The organism is Bacteroidales bacterium, from assembly GCA_035342335.1.
Taxonomy (GTDB): Bacteria; Bacteroidota; Bacteroidia; order Bacteroidales; family JAGONC01; genus JAGONC01.
The window spans coordinates 138423-155838 of the sequence record DAOQWY010000003.1 but is presented as its reverse complement, the minus strand read 5'-3'; the positions used below and the strand labels follow the sequence as shown (position 1 = coordinate 155838).

The following is a 17416-nucleotide window of genomic DNA, read 5'->3' as shown; positions in this document are numbered from 1 at the left end:
GGGCATTACATTCTTCTCATGTTCCTGGTAGTGCGGACCAGTTGCATCATGTTTTTCCCTTTGCTTTCCGTCATTTTACGCATCATTTTGCGTGTGTCTTCAAACTGTTTGATCAGGCGGTTCACCTCCTGAATGGAGGTACCGCTCCCCTGGGAGATGCGTTTGCGCCTGCTGCCGTTCAGCAGGGCCGGATCAATGCGTTCATCCGGTGTCATGGAATAAATGATGGCCTCGATGCTTTTGAAGGCATTATCATCCAGGTCAACATCTTTCAGCGCTTTTCCCACACCGGGGATCATGCTCATCAGGTCCTTGACATTCCCCATCTTCTTGATCTGTTTTACCTGGGCAAGGAAATCGTTGAAATCGAACTGGTTCCTGGCTATTTTTTTTTGCAGTTTCCGGGCTTCTTCCTCATCAAACTGCTCCTGTGCTTTTTCCACCAGAGAAACAATGTCACCCATTCCCAGGATCCTGTCGGCCATGCGGTTGGGATAGAACAGGTCGATCGCTTCCATTTTCTCACCGATCCCGACAAACTTGATCGGTTTGTCGACGACAGCCTTGATCGTGAGGGCTGCGCCTCCCCGGGTGTCACCGTCCAGCTTGGTCAGGACCACCCCGTCATAATCCAGGCGGTCGTTAAAAGCTTTGGCAGTGTTCACGGCATCCTGCCCAGTCATGGCATCCACCACGAACAAAGTTTCCTGCGGATCAACCGCATCCTTGATGGCTGCGATCTCCTTCATCATTTCCTCGTCAAGCGTAAGCCGTCCTGCCGTATCAATGATGACGGTGTTATATCCTTTCTCGCGGGCAAAGGAAATGGAACGCCTGGCAATCTTAACAGGTTCTTTGCTATCCTCCTCGGTGTAAATATCCACATTGACCTGACTGCCAAGGACCTTGAGCTGCTCGATGGCGGCCGGACGATAGACATCACACGCCACCAGCAGGGGTCTTCTTCCTCTTTTCGTCTTCAGGTAATTGGCAAGTTTTGCGCTGAAGGTCGTTTTTCCCGAACCGTTCAAACCGGCAATCAGTATCACGCAGGGAGTTCCTCTCAGCTCGATGTCCGCCTTCTCAGTACCCATGAGACGTACCAGCTCATCGTGCACGATCTTGATCATGAGCTGACCCGGAGATACCGCGGTCAGGATCTTCTGCCCCATGGCGCTCTCTTTCACCTGGTCGGTGAACTGTTTGGCGATTTTAAAGCTCACATCGGCATCCAGCAAGGCCTTCCTGACATCCTTAAGCGTCTCGGCTACATTGATCTCCGTAATATATCCCTGTCCCTTGAGGATCCTGAAAGCCCTGTCAAGGCGGTCGCTTAAACTCTCAAACATTCTTGCGTTGTTTCTGTACTATTTTCAGGGGGCAAAATTAATACTTTCTAACGTACTAAAATCGACATTTTAGTATATTTGGCAGTCAATCGAAAACCAGTTTCATCATGGGTAAAAATTCATCAAAATTAAGCAGGAGGGGTTTCTTTAACCTGGCTGCAGCCGGGGGGCTGGGTGCAGCATTGACCCCATTGATCTCAAAAAAGGGATGGTCGCAGGATCCCCAGCCAAAGGTCAAACCTGCAACCAATGTGAAGGATGCCCTGACCTATGATAGGACACCGGATTCAATGCCCGGCAAATATCCTGGAAAGGTCGTCCAGGTGTACCACGAAAATTGTATGGCTGAAAATGAACCTGACCAGCAGGCCGTCGATCGAATGCTTGAAACAGCCATGCTCGAGCTCACTGGTCTCACTACCCTCCGGGATGCCTGGCTTCATTTTGTTTCGCCCCAGGACAGGATCGGCCTTAAAGTGAATCCTGTCGCTGGTAAGCTTCTCTCAACCAGCCATCAGATCGTCAGGGCTGTGATCGCTCAACTGGAAGGTGCAGGCATTCCAAGAGAACAGATCGTGCTCTGGGACAGACGCGAATTTGAGCTGCACGAGGCAGGTTTCACCGCGGAAAACTATCCGGGTATCCGAATCACCGGTACCGAACAGCAGGATGCTGCCGGATCATTTTACGATGCTGATGGTGTACTCTACGGAGAAAAAATGATCGACAAGGACTGGTATTACTGGGCGGAGGTGGAGGAAGAGTATGATGCCTACACCATTCCCTATATGGTGAACAGCGGCAAGTATTCCTACTTCAGCAAGATCTGCACCCAGCAGCTCGACAAGATCATCAACATCCCCATCTTAAAGAATGCAGGTGCATCGGTAACGTTGTGCCTGAAGAACCTGGCTTACGGATGCATTTCCAATACAGGACGCCTGCACAAAGACCTGTGGAGCGAGACCTGCGCCCAGGTATGCGCCTTTCCGCCCATCAGGGACAAGGTGGTGCTGAACATAGCCGATGGGATCCGGGGTTGCTTCAACGGAGGTCCGGGCGCCAATCCGCAGTTCATCACTGATTACAAGACATTGCTGGTAGGGACCGACCCGGTTGCTGTTGACCGGATCGGCTATGAGGTCGTTCTCAAAAAGAGGATCGATGAGGGAATACAGTCAGAAGATCAGCCCCGGGCAAGGCAATTCATGAACATGGCACAGGACCTGGGATTGGGGATTGCCGATCTGGATAGGATCGGGGTGAAGATCATCCAGATGGTGTGAAAAATAATTGAGAGAATGATAAGGGGTGGTTTGCTTTTGCCGCTATTCTTATTCGCTGGTTCACTGACCATCGGACAGGAGAATTTATTTCCACTGGAAAGCGATCCGGGGAATGGAAGGGAAGTGATCAAGACCCGTATCTTTGAGGGCTCAGGCTTGTGGGGATATATCGATGGCGGTGCGGATATTTACATGGAATATGGGTTTGAACGTGTTTATGTTCAGGATATCCTTCTGGATGGTCATCCTTTCACGGCAGAAGCCTATTGGATGGAGGACAGCAGGGCAGCGTTCGGGATTTTTTCCGTCAACCGGTATCGTTGCACCTTAAATGATTCACTGGCGATCCCGCACTGTATCTCTCCGTACCAGGTTCTGGCCGTCCTGGGAAAATATTACCTGGTCCTCTCCGACCAGGAGGGCAGCGAAGCCTTTGCACAGATTGCCACTAAACAGCTGCAGTCCCTTCAGCACAGATATCTATCAGATTCAATTCCTTTACCCGAATTCTTCACCGGTCAAGAGGTCCGTAACCGGGTGAAATACCTGGAAGGGCCTCTTGGGATCCTGAATGGTTATCCCGCCCTTTCCGGTCTTTTTGAGCCTTTCCAGGCGTTTAGCCTGTTTCTTTTGCCTCTGGAAGGGCAGCACGGGCCATCGGTGTTGGCCAGGGTTGATTTCAAGGATCCGGTGAGTCAAAATGTGCTGGGGAAAAACCTTGTACAATGGGAGGAAGAAGGAGAACACAAAATGATGCTTCAAAAGAGGCTTGATCCATTCAGCCTGCTGTTTATGATGGGGAACAAAGCTGACTCGGTTATGCTTCTGCCCGATCTCCGGCACTTCGAATGGGATTAGGCATTCATTAATTAAATTTTTATAACTTTGGTTTGTATCTATCAACGTATTGAAAACTGACATCATTTTCATCATAAACAATACAACGATCCTCTGGATATCCTTAAACATCGACCAGTCAAACCTAAACTAACGCATTATGAAGAACTATCTACCAAGAAAACAAGCATTTAGCCGGGTTAAAAGCATCCTGATGCTTTTGCTGGCTGTTGCCTGTACGGCTGTTTTCGGGCAGGAAAGGACCATCAGCGGCACCGTCACCGACCTGGAAACGAATGAGACCCTACCGGGAGCCACGGTTCTGATCAAGGGCACATCCAAGGGTACGGCTACGGATCTGGATGGCAGGTTCAGCCTGGGTGTCACTCCCGACGAGACCACGATGATTGTTAGCTTTGTGGGATTTGAGTCCCAGGAAGTTGCCATCGGCAGTCAAAATATTTTCAACATCCAGTTGATTCCGACGAAAACCTCCCTGGAAGGTGTTGTTGTTGTCGGATACGGGAGCACAAAAGTCAAGGACCTGACCTCTTCCATTACGACAGTCAAAGCTGAGGATCTGACAAAAACAGTTGCTTCCCAGCCCATCCAGGCTTTGCAGGGCAAGGTGGCGGGTTTACAGGTGGTGACCAGTGGTGGTCCGGGAGATCAGCCTACGGTCAGAATACGTGGCATCGGCTCATTTCCCGGAAGGGATTCTGAGTCACCCCTTTACATTGTCGACGGGATGTTCTTTGACAACATTGACTTCCTGAATCCAACGGATATCGCGTCAATGTCGGTGATGAAGGATGCCTCCGCAGCTGCCATTTACGGTGTCAGGGCTGCCAACGGGGTCGTATTGATCGAGACCAAATCGGGTGCCTACAATCAGAAGACGCAGGTCACCTACGATGGGTACTTCGGTTACCAGGTCGCACAGAATGTGGTCAAAATGGCCAACTCACAGCAGTTCACCACAATGGCCATGGAGTCAGGATCGGAAGCTGATGCAACGTTCATCCTGAATGCCATGCAGCGTTATGGAAGAAGCAGGGTCGATCCCAGCATACCTGAACCCAATACCGACTGGTACAGCGAAATCCTGCGCCCGGCGCCCATCACCAATCACAGCCTCGATTTTTCGGGCGGAACCGAAAAAGCCAAGTATTCGATTGGAGGTAATTATTTCCTTCAGGACGGGATCATGGACATGGAAAACAAATATGAACGTTTCAATCTGCGTACAAAGCTTGACCTGAAAGCCACCAACTGGCTGACAATAGGCGGGAACCTTATTTTCAGCAATGCCTTGAAATACAACGCTCCATATAATGCCTGGAACGATGCGTATTTTGCAGTTCCCGTCATGCCGGTCTATGATACACTCAATACCGCAGCCTGGCCCACCAGCTACGCCAGTGCCCGTTCGATCGGCTACCGGTCAGGCCAGAACCCGTTCCCCTCAATGGAATATAACATTGACCGCATGAAGATCAAAAAGCTGACCTCCAACTTTTACCTGGAGTTCAACATCCTTCCCAATACCCTGACCTTCAAGACCACCTACAATTATGCCTTCCAGTCCATCGACCAGCGGGTAGTCAATCTGCCCTGGTATATAGACGATGGTTTCCAGAATCCGGATGCCACCATCACACGTGCCCTGACCAACTATAACGACAATATATGGGACAACGTCCTCACGTTTACCGAGGCATTCGGCAACCATAACCTGACGGTAATGGCTGGCACCTCTTTCAGGGATGAAGGGTATCAGCTGCTCAGGGCGCAGGGTAAAAACTTTCCTACGGATATGGAGCAATCCTGGTACATTGACCAGGCAACGGCTATCGTCAGCGAAGCAGTTTCCGACGGGGGTTTGAGGGAGTATGGGATGTCCTATTTTGGCAGGGTTGCCTATAATTACAGCAATAAATACTTGCTTTACGCCACTTTCCGTGCCGACGGAAGCAACAAGTACCAGGAAACCTGGGGGTACTTCCCGACCTTCGGAGCAGGCTGGGTGATCTCAGAAGAAACCTTCATGAAAGGGATCGGCGCGATCGACTTCCTCAAACTGAGAGCCAGCTGGGGCAGGCTTGGGAACGATAAGATCCCGGCCAGTGACGGCGCCTACACTACTAATGTTGTGACCACTACCCTGAATGGAATCGTGTATTACGGAACCATCGTTTCCAGTGATTTCTCCGTTCTTAAATGGGAACTGACCGAGGAGACCAACATTGGCTTCACGGCAAGGTTCCTTGACGAAAGACTTTCGGCTGATTTCGATTGGTACACCCGCGACACCAAGAACGCAGCCATACCGGTGATGATCCCATCGGTGGGCGGAAGCGTTTTGAAACCGGTCGGCACGATCCGCAATTCCGGTATCGAGCTTGCCCTTGACTGGACTAACAAAGTAAGCCAGAAATTCACCTACAATGTGGGAGCCAACTTCTCAACATTGAAGAATGAGGCAACGGATCTTTATGGCCAGGACTACATTGATGGCGGAACCGCTGAATTCAGGCAACGCACCTATGTTGGTGAACCACTGATGGCATTCTACGGCCGTGAAGTCATTGGCGTTTATCAGAACCAGGCGGAAATCACGGCCGATCCGTTTGCTGCTGAAAATGGGCTGGTCCCTGGTGATTTTAAGTATAAAGATCAAAACAAGGACGGAAAAATCGATGACGATGACCGCGTGATCCTGGGATCCTATTTCCCCAGCTTTATCTATGGCGGGAACATCGGATTCAAATTTTCGGCATTGGACTTTTCATTAAGTGTTTACGGTCAGACCGGTAATAAAGTCCTCAACCGCAAACGTGGTGAAATCATCTGGACATCAGACGGGAACCTGGATGCCGATCTGGCCGAAAACCGCTGGCACGGTGAGGGAACTTCTGACAAGTACCCATCTTCCTCAGGTCTGCGCAGAGGATGGAACCAGAAGATGAGCGACTATTTTATTGAAGATGGCTCTTTCTTCCGTATACAGAACATCCAACTTGGTTATACACTCAACAGCGGTGGATGGCTAAAGGGTAATTTCCCCGTAACCAGGATTTACTTCACCGCTGAACGTCCTTTGTCACTGTTCAAGTACAACGGATTTACACCTGAAGTGGCCAACGGCTGGGATTCCCAGACCTATCCTGTTGCCGCGGTCTATACATTAGGTCTCAATGTCAAGTTTTAATCAAAAAATCATTCACCTATGAAACCAACTAAATTCCTCATATTCACCACGTGTGCACTCCTGGTCATTTTCACCTACACCGGGTGCGAGAAGTATCTCGATGAACCTCCTGAAAATAAGGCGTTTACAGAAGAAACTGATTACACACAAAGCAAGAACATGATTCAACCTCTGATAGGCGCATATTCAAAACTGAATGCAGTCGATGTCGGGTGGGAGAATTTCCCGCTGATCTCGGTCAGGGGCGATGATGTCAATTCCGGAGGAGAGGGCGACCAGCAGGATTTTGCCGAAACCGACAGGTACAATTACAATAAAGACTACTGGATGTACAATTCGCTGTGGCAAAATTACTACCAGAACATGTTCACCGCCAACTCAGCCATGGAACAAATCGCACTCTATCAGGAGGCTGGAGCTTCACAGACACTTGCTGACCAGTACATCGCAGAAGCCAAGGTATTGAAGTCCTGGTGGCTGTTCCAGGTCAGCCGTGTATGGGGTGCCCTGCCGGTTCCACCGAGTTCGGATCCGGCTGAATTACTGGTCACCCCCTTGTCCTCAAAGGATGAGATCATGCAGATGATTTCCGGCTGGATGGACGAGGCCATCCAGCATCTGCCTGCCCAGCATCCCAACGAACGTACCGATATTCCCGGCGGCGTGACCAAATTCACCGCTTACGCCCTGAAGGCACTGGCCAATCTTGAACTAAAAAACTACCAGGCCGTTGCAGATGCCGCAAGCCAGATCATCAACTCCGGTGCCTATTCGCTTGAGCCTGATTTCTACGAACTCTTCAAGATCAAAGGCAAGCTGAATGACGAAAACCTCCTGGAGATGCAATACTCTGATCTGGGGCAACCATCCGGTGACAATTACTATTACCTGTACGCTTTCTTTGGCCCTCAGGGCTGGACACCAAAAGTTGAAGGCGCCAGTGATGGATGGGGGTTCTACGAACCGAGTATGAAATGGATCAAGTTCATGCTCGACCGGGGTGAAACAATCCGACTGGAAACCAGTGTATTATTTACTAACAAGGGCATTACGGAGATTCAAAAAGATCCCAATTATGCCAGTCTTCCTTCCTGGATATCCAATACCACCCGATCCGGAGACATCATCAATGATTTTGCCCGCGAAATGTTTGTCAGCGGAAAACATTACCTTCCCTCGGATCAACTGACACCTGGCAGAACCACTTACGGAACAAATAAAAACTTCACCTGCATTCGTTATGCCGAGATTCTGCTGATGTACGCGGAAGCACTGACACAGGGAGCTTCAGGATCAGCAGGTTCAGCAGATGCGGCGGTGAATGCTGTCAGGGCAAGAGCCGGTTTGTCAAATCTTTCAGGTGTGACCAATGACCAGGTAATGGATGAAAAGTTCGCCGAACTTGCCATGGAATGGGGAACGCGCTTCTATGACATGGTAAGGCTTGGAAAAGCAAACGAACTGAATTATGATGGAAGAACAGGATTTGACCCCGCTACAAAGACATTCCTGCCTTACCCGCAGAACCAGGTGGACCAGCTTCCGGTTCTTCAGAAGTAGACCAATGTTTAAACATTAAAAATCACAAGAAATGAAATCCATAAAAACCATATTTACCTTTTTCCTGGTGGCATTGCTGGCAGCATCCTGCGAGGATTATCTTGATCCGATCAAAAAGGTCCCGACAGCAAATGATGTATCCGTGCCCCAGGTCACTATCAACTTTCCTACAGAAGGGAAAGTCATTCAGGCATCAGAAGAAGTGGCAACCCTTACCATCCACGTAATAGCCACCGATGACATTGAACTTAAATCCGTCACCCTTCAGTTAGATGGTGAGCAAATCGCTTCCCTGTCATCCTTTAAGGACTACAGGAGAGCTGACATTGCTTATGACTACACGGAACTGACGGACGGAGACCACTCACTTACGGTCAGAGCCGAAGACCTGACCGGAAAAAACGAAACCAAAACGGTCAACTTTTCAAAGATCACCATCCCAACCTACGAGCCACTGGATGGGGAAGTGTTATACTTTCCTTTTGACGGTCATAGTATTGATCTGATCTCCCAAACTCCGGCTGCACTTGAAGGGACACCAGGCTTTGCCACGGGTAAAGTGGGTGAAGCCTACGCCGGGGCAACAGATGCCTATCTGACATACCCTGCTGATAGCGTAACAAAGGGATCCGAATTCAGTGTGTCCTTCTGGTATAAGATCAATGCCGATCCTCCGAGAGGAGGCATCCTGGCCATCAGCCCTCCCGGTGAAAGCAGAAATTCAGGACTGCGCCTTTTCCGTGAAAACAGCGGCGATAATCAGAATATCGGACTGAATTTTGGCATCGGGGAAGCCGAGGTCTGGATCAATCCCGTCACGACCGTTCCCCCCACACAAGACTGGATGCATATCGTCCTTTCCATCTCCACCACCCACACAACCATCTACATTGACGGAGCAATTGCGGTGGAGCAGGATATTGATGCCCAAATTTCCTGGACGGACTGCACTTCGATATCCATTGCATCCGGAATGCCCAATTTCGGATACTGGGAACATTATTCTGACCTCAGCCTGTACGACGAAATGCACTTCTTTACCAAGGCCCTCACGGCTGAAGAGGTACAGAGCCTTTTCGCTGTAAAATAGCAAAATCCTTGTAAAAAATACCCCAGGATGCAACCACGCTCCTGGGGTATTTTCTTATCGGCCAGACGCTGCTTCAACCAGTAATGTCCTTAACTTTGCATATACTTATGCCAATAACCCAATTCAATCAATCATGAAATCATCCTTCCTCCAGCCTTTCTCCTCTCTCCTTTCTCCTCTCTCCTTTCTCCACTCTCCTCTCTCCTTTCTCCTCTCTCCTCTCTCCTTTCTCCTCTCTCCTCTCTCCTCTCTCCTCTCTCCTCTCTTTTTCATCCTACCGCTGTTTCTGAGCATAAATGCCACCGCACAGTCTTATTACTACTTCCAGGATAGCCCGTTGGATGACTATTATGATTACAGCTGGCTGGTGCTGACAACGCCGAGTTATCTTGAGCTGGCAGGTTATGACGGCCACCGGTTTCCCGTTGAAACCGTGACACAGGCTCAGCAGGGCATGAATTCCCTCCGGCTTCACTGGAAGTCGGCTGCAGGCGGTTACTGGCACGCCATCGCTGCCGGTATGGACTGGACAGCCAAAGACCTCACCCAGACCGATACGCTGTCATTTTACCTTCACGCTCCTGATGGACTGGCAAAGGAATATCTGCCCTCCGTGTTTCTTGAGGATGTAAACAATGCAACCACGACACAGTTCAGCCTGACACCTTACTCCAATGATCTGCCTCCCGGGGACTGGGTACGGATCACAGTCCCCATGGAACTCTTTTTCTCAGCCGGTGATCCGGTGGATTTTACCCGGATCAAGACCGTAGGATGGGGTCAGAACCTGACGGACAACACGGAACATACCCTGTTCATTGACGATGTCAGGGTGCAGGTGGGGGATGGCAGTTCTCCACCGGTTGCCACGCCGACAGGGCTTACAGCAAAGGGATACGATAGCCACGTTTACCTAACGTGGGAACCGAATACGGAAACGAACCTGAATGGTTATGAAATATTCCGCTCAAAAGACAGCGGAGCTTCCTGGATAAAAGCAGGAATAGTCAGCAAAACAACCGCTTATTTTACAGACTTTGTTCGATCCCTGGGAACAAATCTGAGCCTGTTGTATAAGATCAATGCCCTGAATGACGCCAATCAACCCTCTGATTTCACGGAACCGGTTGCCACCGCTACCTACGACATGACCGATGATGAGCTGATGAACATGGTGGAGGAAGCCACCTTCCGGTACTTCTGGGATTTTGCTCATCCGGTCAGCGGCCTGGCCCGCGAACGGAACAACTCCGGAGATGTTGTCACCACAGGAGGTTCCGGTTTTGGAGTGATGGCCATCCTGGTTGGCATTGAACGGGGATTCATCACGCGCCAGCAGGGTGTTGAAAGGATGCTCACCCTTGTGAACTTCCTGGAAGCCGCTGACAGGTTTCACGGTGCCTGGCCGCACTGGATGAACGGAATCTCGGGGGATGTCATCCCTTTCAGCACGTACGACAATGGCGGCGACCTGGTCGAGACCGCCTTCATGTTCCAGGGCCTGCTCGCAGCAAAACAATATTTTGATGAGAACTCACCGGATGAGCAAACCATCAGGGAAACCATAACACAACTCTGGGAAACGATGGAATGGGACTGGTACCGCCGGAACAACAGCAATGTACTTTACTGGCATTGGTCACCCAGCTACGGCTGGCAGATGAATATGCAGGTCAAAGGCTATAATGAAGCTATGATCGTCTATGTCCTGGCGGTCGCTTCCCCGACACACGGTGTCCCGGCCAGCCTCTGGAATACGGGCTGGGCTTCAAGTTCGTACTATGTGAACGGGAAATCCTTTTACGGTTACAAACTGGATGTTGGCTGGGATTACGGCGGACCGCTCTTCTTTGCCCATTATTCCTTCCTTGGGTTCGATCCCAGGAACAAAAAGGATGAATATGCCAATTATTTCAACAACAATAAGAGTATGAGCCTGATTAACCGGGCGTACTGCATCGACAACCCCGAAAATTATCCAAACTACAGCGCCTCCTGCTGGGGATTGACGGCCAGCGATGATCCGTTTGGCTACAGTGTCCACGAGCCGATCACCTCACGTGATAATGGCACCATCACTCCGTCGGCAGCTTTGTCTTCGATGCCCTACACCCCGGATGAATCCTTGGCCGCCCTGAAACATTTTTACCGAGACCGCGGAGCGGATCTCTGGGGACCCTTTGGATTTTACGATGCTTTCAACGTGAAGGAGAACTGGTATGCTGATTCCTACCTGGCCATCGACCAGGGACCCATCATCTGCATGATCGAAAACCACCGCAGCGGGCTCCTATGGAATCAATTCATGGCAAACCCCGAGATCGGCCCGGCCTTGGAATCCATCGGTTTTACCGATGATCCTTTTGCGGTCAATGATCCGGGATATGGATCCGGAATGCTTTCCCTATCCTGCTCTCCCAACCCGGCCAGCGAAAACACATTGCTTAACCTTGAATTCAAAAAAGAAAAGACTGTTGATATTGACGTTGTGAGCCTGACCGGTCAAAAGATCAGGTCACCTTATTCCGGTCTTTGCTGTGGCCAGGGAAATAATTTAATCGTGATCGATCTGGCCGGAGTCCCAGCCGGAATATATTTCATCTATATACTTGAGAATGATCGTAATATAGGTGTAACAAAATTATTAAAGTATTGACTTACGAGATTCTTCGTTCACGGAACATGCCAATAATACGGTGCCATAAACAGAAAGTCAATCATTTAATCTGTTAAAATCCGCTCCTGAACTTATTTTTCCCTGAAATATTTCGTATATTTGAGCAATGTTTAAATCCTTATCATTAACCAAAATCCAAGACGTATGAAAAGAATCTTACTATCAATCATTTTATTGTTCGGAGCAACGATGTTCGTGCATGCACAAACATTCGTCGACTTTGAAGATGGCACTACCGGACCTCTCACCATTCACGTCATGGGATGCGGAGAATGGGATAACGATGCTTTACATCCGGTCACAGAAACCTTTATGGTCATTGATAACCCTGATCCTGCAGGAATCAATACCAGCAGCAAGGTCATGAAATTCATCCGCCGCGGAACCGAAGATGGCGGAATGCCATGGGGGGGCTTCTGGGCATCCTGTGACCCGAATGCGGATATTTCCGTCAATAAATACGTTCATGTGAAAGTCTGGAAACCCCGCATCAGCCCGCTGAAATTTAAACTGGAGGGAGGCTCGGCCGGCACACTTGAAACGGCCAGTATGTACGCTCAAACCATCACTGGCGGCTGGGAAGATATTGTATTCGATTTCACATCGAAGGACGGTACGTATCCGACCCTGGCTTTAATGCCTGATTTCGAAGATCCATTGACAGCCACGGGAGTACAGGAAATTTATTTCGACGACATTATCTTCAGCGATGATCCCAATCCCATCGGAGGAAGTGCTCCCCTGATGGTTACTTTTGAAGACGGGACCGCTGGTGCACTCACGCTTCACGTGATGGGTTGCGGTGACTGGGATAATGAAGCCCTGCACCCTGTTTCTGAAACGTTCATGGTGGTTGACAATCCTGACGCCGACGGCATCAATACCAGTTCCAAAGTTATGAAATTCCTTCGCCGTGGAACTGACGAAGGCGGTCTCCCCTGGGGTGGGTTCTGGGCTAACTGTGACCCCAAAAATGATATCACCGGCAATAAATATTGCCATGTGAAAGTCTGGAAACCCAGGATCAGCCCGCTTAAATTCAAAATCGAAGGCGGATCTTCCGGTAACCTGGAAATAGTCAGCATGAATGCACAGACACTTACCGGCGAATGGGAAGACATCGTATTCGATTTCACTTCCAAGGACGGTGAATATCCGGTTGTGGCCTTCATGCCCGATTTTGAAGATCCGCTGACAGCCGGTGCCGTACAGGAAATTTATTTTGATGATATTATTTTCAATAATAATCCGAATCCAATCAGACTTCCTGTTCCGCTCATGGTCGATTTCGAGGATGGAACTGCCGGTGCACTCACACTGCACGTGATGGGATGCGGTGACTATGACAATGCGGATCTCCATCCGGTATCCGAGACCTTTTCCATTATCGATAATCCGGATCCAACCGGAATCAACACCAGCAGTAAGGTCATGCAGTTCACACGCCGTGGCACAACCAATGGCGGCCTGCCATGGGGTGGTTTCTGGGCCAATGTGGATCCCCAAAACGATATCACAGATAATAAGTATTGCCATGTGAAAGTCTGGAAATCCCGGCTCAGCCCTATTAAATTCAAAATCGAAGGCGGACCCGGCGGAAATCTGGAAATTGCAAGCACCAATACGCAGGATCTCACCGATCAATGGCAGGATATGGTATTTGATTTCTCAACGATGGCAAGTGGTGCATACCCTGTTGTGGCTTTTATGCCCGATTTTGAAGATCCGTTGTCCATCACCGATGATATTCTCATTTATTTTGACGATATTATCTTCAACAATGACCCAAATCCCCATGGCACGGGCATTGGAAAACACAATACGATCGATGTGTCCATCTATCCGAATCCATGCAATACCTATGTCAACCTGTCCAACAATACGGAACTGAGAAGGGTCGAATTCCGTAACGTCACAGGCCAGGTGGTCATCTCAATGGAGGATGTACCGGCCGGTCAGACCATCATCAGCACCACAGGCCTGATCAACGGAATCTATATCATCACAGTTGAGGATCATTCGGGAAGCGTCGGTTTCAGTAAAGTGATTGTATACTAAAGGTTTACAACACCGTTAAAAGGCTGTCTCCTACAGGGGACAGCCTTTTTTTGTGATGAATCTTTCATAAACACACAGGCAAAAACTTGTAAATCATTCAATAACTTATTATTTTTACACATAAAAACACCTTCCCTTAAAAATAACAATAAGATGATTGGATTGAGGCGTGTTCCGCTGGTGATATTTCTGTTCACAGGCTTGATAACTGCGGGGCAGAATCAAGCGGTTGATCTGACTTTCACCGCAGTTGATAATCTGAAGTATGTCATGCTGGACAGCGTCAAAGTAATAAACCGTACACAGGGAATCCAGACTATGGTCTACTGGCCTGACACATCCATAACCGTTGAGATCAATGCCGGGGACCTGATGCTGTGCATCGGCTTCACGACAGTTCATTATGTAGAAATACCTGAAGCCGGCCAGGAAATACAATCATTCCAGCTATATCAAAACTTCCCGAATCCTGCGGATTTCCAAACCGACATCCGCATGTACCTACCGGAAAAAGGAAGGGTTGTCGTAAGGCTTTCGGACCTGCAGGGCAGGACAGTGCTTTCCTCCTCCTGGCAACTTGCTCAGGGCAGTCATTCATTCAGCCTCATTCCCGGACAGTACAGCTTCCTGGTGCTTACGGCCAGCTGGAATGGGATCCACCGCAGCATCAAGATCATTTCAACCGGTCATTCCTTTGGGAACAGGTGCGTACTTGATTACAGGGGGAGCAGTCCTGAGAAAGCAGCAATTGAAAAATCATCTTCTCAGAAGGAGCGTGGAAAGGTCCTGGAATCCGGCATCCTGGATACTCCCGATACGGATAAATCATATACGTTCCAGTTTGCACAAGGCATTCCCTGTCCGGGCACCCCTACCATCGAATATCAGGGACAGACCTACGGCACAATACAGGTCTTCAGTCAGTGCTGGATGAGAGAGAATCTGAACATTGGATCCATGATCTTGAGCGATGGTCCTGGTCAATTGCAGACGGATAACGGCGTTATCGAGAAGTATTGCTGGATAAATGAACCTTTTTACTGCAGTCTCTACGGGGGATTATACGAATGGGATGAAGCTATACAATATGTTCCCGGTGAAGGCACTCAGGGTATCTGTCCGGAAGGCTGGCATATTCCTTCGGATGAGGAGTGGAAGTTGCTGGAAGGAAGTGCCGACAGCGAGTATCCATTAGGAGATCCACAATGGGATCTTGATGGGATACGCGGAACGGATGCTGGCGGGAGCCTGAAGGAAGAGGGGTATACACATTGGGAAAATCCTAACACAGGGGCAACCAATGCCTCTGGCTTTGATGGGCTTCCGGCCTCCTGCCGGGAGGCCGACATTCACGGGTATTTTGGCATGCAGGGTGAGTATGGCTTCTTCTGGACTTCCACGCAGTATGATGCTGAATATGCATGGATGCATCACCTGGACTATTCGTATGCCGGTTCCGGGAGGGGATATCACTATAAGCCAGACGGAAACTCTGTACGCTGCCTCCGGGATGTGATATATCTGCCGTATTCTCTTGATCTGACATTCACCGCTGTCAATAACTCCTCCCATATTCTGATGGATAGCATCGTAGTGATGAACCGGACCCGGGGACAGGAAATCACACTGCTCTGGCCAGATACAGTATTGATCCTGCAAACCGAATTACCCTATTCCATCGGAGATGAACTGCTCTATATAGGGTATTCAAATGCGATGGAGTCCGGTAAATACGGAAAACCTCAGGTCAGTGAAGAGGTGACCTTCCAATTCGCCACCAATATTCCCTGCCCGGGAACGCAAACCGTTTATTGTGACGGCAGATTCTACAATACAGTTCAGATATTCAACCAGTGCTGGCTCAAGGAGAGCCTGAATGCAGGAACCATGATCTCCGGTTCACAGGATATGACAGATAATGGCCTAACGGAGAAATATTGCTACAACAATGACACGTACTATTGTTCCCAGCATGGAGGGCTGTACACCTGGGATGAAATGATGCAGTATGAGGATCAGGAGGGCGCCCGGGGTATCTGCCCGCCTGACTGGCATATTCCATCCGATGATGAGTGGAAATTACTGGAAGGGGGATCGGATAACATGTTCACTATTGGCGATCCGGAATGGGACAGTGTATCTTACCGGGGCTTTGATGCAGGTATGAATTTAAAAACAACCACGGGTTGGGTAGCCCAGGGGAACGGCACTGACCTTTATGGATTTGCAGGTTATCCCGGTGGGAGTCACAGCAATGACGGGACTTTTTCAGGCCTGGGAAGTGATGGTCACTGGATGACATCCTCGGCAGTCAGTGACGATCATGCATGGCTGAGGACGTTAGGGTACCTTGAATCAAAATCGTGCAGAGAACATGGCTTTCGGGAGAATGCATTCAATGTTCGCTGCATCAGGAATGATGTTTACAATGAGACTTTTACGCTGACCTTCACTGCCATCAACGATACTGAGTATGTTCAGCTTGACCAGATAAAGATATCAAACCTTTCCCAGGATGGATCAAAGGTCCTGACGTGGCCCGACACCACACTGCTACTGGAATACGAATTACCCTACAAACCCGGTGATGAACTGCTCCTGGTAGGGTATGCAGGTGCCCAGGAATCCGGTATCATCCTGCAACACGATATCGCTGATACTGTTGTCTTTCAGTTTGCCGCTGGCATTCCCTGCCCCGGGATGCCAACCGTACTATACGGGTCCCAGATTTACAACACAGTACAGATATTCAACCAATGCTGGTTCAAAGAAAATCTCAATTACGGATTAATGGTCCTGGGTTCGCTGGATATGACCGATAATGGATTTGTGGAGAAATATTGTTATGACAATAATCCGGCATATTGCGATTTATATGGTGGCCTCTACCAGTGGGATGAGGTGATGCAGTACACCTTGAAGGAGGGTGCCAGGGGTATTTGTCCCCTTAATTGGCACATTCCGACGGATGACGACTGGATGATTCTTTCAGGAGCAACAGACAGCCAGTACTCCATCGGAAGCCAGATCTGGAACAATAGCGTAGCTGGATTTGATGTGGGAACCAACCTGAAAACCATCGCCGGCTGGATCAATAATGGCAACGGCACTGACCTGTACGGATTTTCAGGTTTACCGGGTGGTTACAACATAACTCCCCTGTACGAGTTCTATTTTATGGGTGATCTTGGTCACTGGTGGACATCCGTCGGAAGCTATTATAGTGCAATGTTCCGGGGGCTTGATTCTTCAAACGGGATGATTGAACGGAGCTGGGATCCGCTGACCTATGGTCTCAGTGTGCGGTGCATCCGGGATGATTAATAAGATCTGACCATGTTTTATAAA

General features: G+C 49.4%; 9 protein-coding genes. 8 read left to right on the top strand and 1 reads right to left on the bottom strand.

The features are described 5' to 3' along the window. Window positions 1–5 precede the first annotated feature (5 nt). On the bottom strand, window positions 6–1349 hold the full coding sequence (gene ffh / locus PKI34_02680) for a signal recognition particle protein (GenBank protein ID HNS16710.1): 1344 nt from the start codon (window positions 1347–1349) through the stop codon (window positions 6–8). Window positions 1350–1456: 107 nt separating this feature from the next. On the opposite strand from ffh, the gene PKI34_02675 reads away from it, so the two are divergent. The 8 genes from PKI34_02675 (at window position 1457) to PKI34_02640 (ending at window position 17392) form a co-directional block, all read left to right on the top strand. After that, on the top strand, window positions 1457–2635 hold the full coding sequence (locus PKI34_02675; protein ID HNS16709.1) for a DUF362 domain-containing protein: 1179 nt from the start codon (window positions 1457–1459) through the stop codon (window positions 2633–2635). A gap of 15 nt (window positions 2636–2650) precedes the next feature. Next, window positions 2651–3493, top strand: coding sequence for a hypothetical protein (locus PKI34_02670; protein ID HNS16708.1), 843 nt, complete (start codon window positions 2651–2653; stop codon window positions 3491–3493). Window positions 3494–3632: 139 nt separating this feature from the next. Then, the gene (locus PKI34_02665) at window positions 3633–6683 is read left to right on the top strand and encodes a TonB-dependent receptor (protein HNS16707.1); all 3051 of its coding nucleotides are present in this window, start codon (window positions 3633–3635) and stop codon (window positions 6681–6683) included. Window positions 6684–6701: 18 nt separating this feature from the next. Next, on the top strand, window positions 6702–8243 hold the full coding sequence (locus PKI34_02660) for a RagB/SusD family nutrient uptake outer membrane protein (protein HNS16706.1): 1542 nt from the start codon (window positions 6702–6704) through the stop codon (window positions 8241–8243). Between the two features lie 31 nt (window positions 8244–8274). Next, a complete protein-coding gene (locus PKI34_02655; GenBank protein ID HNS16705.1) occupies window positions 8275–9333 on the top strand; it encodes an Ig-like domain-containing protein in 1059 nt (352 codons plus the stop codon). Between the two features lie 133 nt (window positions 9334–9466). Beyond that, window positions 9467–11989, top strand: coding sequence for a glucoamylase family protein (locus PKI34_02650; protein ID HNS16704.1), 2523 nt, complete (start codon window positions 9467–9469; stop codon window positions 11987–11989). Between the two features lie 165 nt (window positions 11990–12154). Next, the gene (locus PKI34_02645) at window positions 12155–14068 is read left to right on the top strand and encodes a T9SS type A sorting domain-containing protein (protein ID HNS16703.1); all 1914 of its coding nucleotides are present in this window, start codon (window positions 12155–12157) and stop codon (window positions 14066–14068) included. Between the two features lie 153 nt (window positions 14069–14221). Next, window positions 14222–17392: an FISUMP domain-containing protein gene (locus PKI34_02640; protein HNS16702.1), complete on the top strand. Its 3171-nt coding sequence runs from the start codon at window positions 14222–14224 to the stop codon at window positions 17390–17392. Window positions 17393–17416 lie beyond the last annotated feature (24 nt).